We start from the raw sequence: 3,817 nt of genomic DNA, 5'->3' as shown, positions 1-3,817 counted from the left end.
GGCGTAGATTGTTGGCATTTCATCATATAAAAAGCTGGTTGTGGGATTCCCATAAATTTTCCTTGTCTGTTTTGACTCTGAAAGTCTGGTTCAGCATATGCAAGTTGTGTTCTTCTTGGCGGTTTTAGGGGCTTTTTTGTCATTTAAACCGAACATAAAATTGAAAATTACCCACTCACCTTCTGACTATTCAATCGGAACACCACGTTGACTAAGGTCTGAAAATCGACTTAGTCTCTCATTTTCGTTCAGATAAGTCCATTTTCAGGACTTAGTACACTTCATCTGAGAGCTAATTTACGCCTTTTCAGATTCAAAAACATGCAGATATGGCATTCTGTAACCAAATAACATTTTTTTACAACTTTTCATAAGTTATGATAAGTGCCTATTTAAGCCTTAGTTGTATAGAATGTGCACCAATAAATAGTTAGTGTATAAGGAAATAGATGAGTGAAAATACAAATAATCCTGATGAAAACGAATTCCCAGAAAGTGGAAAAGTTGCCAAAATATCTCGTGGAGCCTTATCTGTAATTGGTGGAGCTGTTCCATTCGCTGGTGGTGTTTTTTCAGCAATAGCAGGAGCTTGGTCAGAAGGGGAACAAGAAAAAGTAAATGGTTTTTTTCGGCATTGGATTCAAATGCTGAAAGATGAACTAAAAGAAAAAGAAGAAACTATAATAGAAATTATGGCTCGTATTGATTTACAAGACGAGGCAATAGCAGAAAGAGTAGAAAGTAAAGAATATCAATCTTTAGTGAAAAAAACTTTTAGAGAATGGTCTGGCGCTGAGAGTGATGATAAAAGAGTTTATATACGAAATATACTTTCTAATGCGGCTTCAACAAAAGTTTCTAGTGATGATGTAGTTCGAATGTATATTGATTGGATTAATTTATATTCAGATATGCACTTCCAAGTTATTTCTGCTATATATAATAGCGATGGGATAACTCGTGGAGAAATATGGACTAAAATAGGTAAAAGTCAGGTTAGAGAAGACTCTGCTGATGCAGATTTATACAAGCTATTGATTAGAGACTTGAGTATGGGGAGTATAATCCGCCAACATAGAGAAGTTGATTATAATGGTAATTTTATTGTTAAAAAGGCTAGTCGTCCAAGCAGTCATGGAAGAAAAGTTGTTTCTGCTTTTGATAATAGTGAAGGCTACGATTTAACTGAACTAGGTAAGCAGTTTGTTCATTATGCTATGACAGATTTACCATTGAAAATAGAATTTACTATGGACACTGATGAAGACACTAACAAAGCATAGGAGCTAATAAGTTACCTAGCGGTCACTTATTAGCTCTATTTAAACGTTAGATATCAAGTATTTAGGATTCAAATGCAACAAAATAAAAATGAAATTATTCTAGATCATGTTGATAACATTATTTTTAACAGTGATACTTTTCCAATAAAGAATATGAATGCATTGCATTACACAAAAGAAGGGTTATATCAATTAGCCTTAATAGTAAGAAAAGATGAAAATACAATAAACCAAAATGTAGGGCATTACATCCAATCTATTTTAGGAGATCTAGGCCCTGGACAAAATATGTGGATGAATTATTTTAATTGGTTTTCTATTTCAATTATTAATTACACACGTTTAATTGGGTTTGTAGATATTGTAAATAAAAAGCAATTCTCAAGAGAAGAAATTACAAAAAAAGAAAATCACAAAATCATAAAAAAGCATTGCAAAGATTATGTGATAAAAGTTATACCTGAAATATATATTTACAGAAATAAATTATCTGCTCACCATTCTTTAACAGATCCATTTGTTGATGACAACATTGCTACATTAGAAACTTCAGTCATGAACTCTGTTGTATACAAAAACCCGTACCTTGAAACAGCTGGATTAAATTTAAAATCGAAATTGTTTCCTTCAGATGAAGAGTATCAAAGCACAGTAATAAAGCCTTGGAAATTAACAAAAGTATATGATGACCTTACAGAAAGATATTGGAAAGATATGAAATTACCAAAGTTAGAAAAATCAAAAATCAAGTTAAGCAAAGACGTGAATTTTTCAATTTGGTGTCCTAAATGCCATTTTGCGAAACAGAAAATAGAAGTTTGCCCAAAATGTGGATTTAAAGAAAAAGGTGAACCTCTAAAGAAGTAAACATGAGTGTCGAGAAAACTAAGAGTAATAATGAATCTAACAAACCAAAGAAGGCCAATCAAAAACCCGTAAGTGGCGTTTTAATTGCGTATCTTAAATGCAATAACAGGAATAAGCGTTGACATACAATATCTACATAGGCATCGCAATTGTCATAGCTTTCGTTTTGGCAAAATTTCTGACAAATCAAAAGAACCTGCCCTTGACTAAAGCCAAAAACATAAATGAGTATGACATCCATGGAACAAAGGTCTACTGCCAGATCAATGTCGACAATGTCGTTACCGGAAAGGTCTCATCCATACTGCTGGTTGTAAAAAGTACATCCAACGCAAGATTTTCGGTGCGACAAAAAAGTGTTCTGGAAAAACTGTTGCTTCGTTTCAAGTGGCTTACCGCTTTTGCGTCGGGTAATAAAAAGTTTGATGATCTTGTGTATGTCGCTTCAGACCAGAGCGAAGTGCATGACCTATTGAAAGACCAAAAGACACAAGAGTGCATTCTTGAACTCTTTGAAAAGGCGCCTCTTTACCCCACCAAACATATTGAGATCACCAACGAAAACAATGAATTTCTTCTCAAACTTACCCTTGTCAAGAAACTGCGCAAGAAAAAAATCGATATCGATAAGGTGCTGGACAGATATGCCGAGCCATTTTTGGATCTTCATAAAAGTATTAACTTTGACAGCATTGTAAGCACTGATGAGACCTTACGCGCTTTTACTCAAAAAATGAAATTTTTCCTCATTTTCACTACTATTTTGAGCTTCTTTTTTTTCATGGCCGAGTTTTATGTCATATATCCGTCGACCATTGATTTCGCTGAACTGCTTTTTGTTACGTTGCTGACAAGTACGCTCTTCGCCTTGATGGTCATCAGCTATGTTTTTACAAGGCTTGATAAAAGTTCATTCAAACTCGATATGGGGATCAAGTATTTTTTATGGTCGATCGCCGCCAGTTTTATTGTTGTTTTCAGCGGCATCAAGTATCTCAATACTGCTTTGGATGACAGCACGCCTGTCGTCATTACCGATACGATAAAAAGTAAACATAAACATATCTCGAGAGCACCGCGTAAATATTTTTTTGATCTGAAAAATGAGACTTCTTTTTTGTCCAATGATATCCGGATACACCGTGAATTGTACGACAGCAAATCAGTAGGGAGTACCGTCGATATCTATATCAAACAAGGTCTTTTGAACATTCGATGGATAGAACATGCGGAGTAAACCTAATCTCCAAAACACACTCCTTCGAGCCTCCCAATCTAAAACTTCCAAAGCACCTTTTTCAATACTATAGGTTTACGCCCATGGCACCGAAAGATGTTGACTGCCAACCCCGATTACGATATATTATTAACAAATCGCATAATCACAGCATCTGGTCAGTCGCGACCCAAGTAACACCGAACCTTTCAAAAGGAGTTCTTATGACACTGAAAACCCCCAAATTATACACAACACTGCTCTTGCTCCCCCTGCTCTTCCTCTTTACGGCCTGCACCGCCGGTGATGCGCAGTTCGTGCAGGTAGAACCTGCCGGGTTCTGGTATGGGCTTTGGCATGGGATGATCTCTTTTATTACCCTCATCATCCATATCTTCAATGAGAACGTCTCCGTCTATGAGGTCAACAACACGGGCGGCTGGTATGACTT

4 protein-coding genes are annotated in these 3,817 nt (G+C 35.9%); all 4 read left to right on the top strand.

Annotated elements, in window-relative coordinates; all coding sequences use genetic code 11:
* Window positions 1–449 precede the first annotated feature (449 nt).
* Window positions 450–1,283 carry a hypothetical protein gene (locus ABYK33_RS14590; RefSeq protein WP_373034029.1) on the top strand — a complete coding sequence of 278 codons (834 nt, stop codon included), beginning with the start codon at window positions 450–452 and terminating at the stop codon, window positions 1,281–1,283.
* Window positions 1,284–1,355: 72 nt separating this feature from the next.
* Window positions 1,356–2,150: a hypothetical protein gene (locus tag ABYK33_RS14585; protein WP_373034028.1), complete on the top strand. Its 795-nt coding sequence runs from the start codon at window positions 1,356–1,358 to the stop codon at window positions 2,148–2,150.
* 118 nt (window positions 2,151–2,268) lie between these two features.
* Entirely contained in the window at window positions 2,269–3,387 is a 1,119-nt protein-coding gene (locus ABYK33_RS14580) for a hypothetical protein (protein WP_373034027.1), read from the top strand.
* 203 nt (window positions 3,388–3,590) lie between these two features.
* On the top strand, window positions 3,591–3,817 hold a 227-nt coding region (locus tag ABYK33_RS14575; RefSeq protein ID WP_373034026.1), incomplete at its 3' end, for a hypothetical protein.

It is taken from the genome of Sulfurovum sp., assembly GCF_041562805.1.
Lineage (GTDB): Bacteria > Campylobacterota > Campylobacteria > Campylobacterales > Sulfurovaceae > Sulfurovum.
Note: the sequence above shows the minus strand (reverse complement) of the source record. Positions and strands in the feature narration are given on the sequence as shown.

Coding starts and splice junctions, on each gene's coding strand:
- ABYK33_RS14585 (WP_373034028.1), top strand. CDS start 1,356: ATGCAACAAAATAAAAATGAAATTATTCTAGATCATGTTGATAACATT.
- ABYK33_RS14590 (WP_373034029.1), top strand. CDS start 450: ATGAGTGAAAATACAAATAATCCTGATGAAAACGAATTCCCAGAAAGT.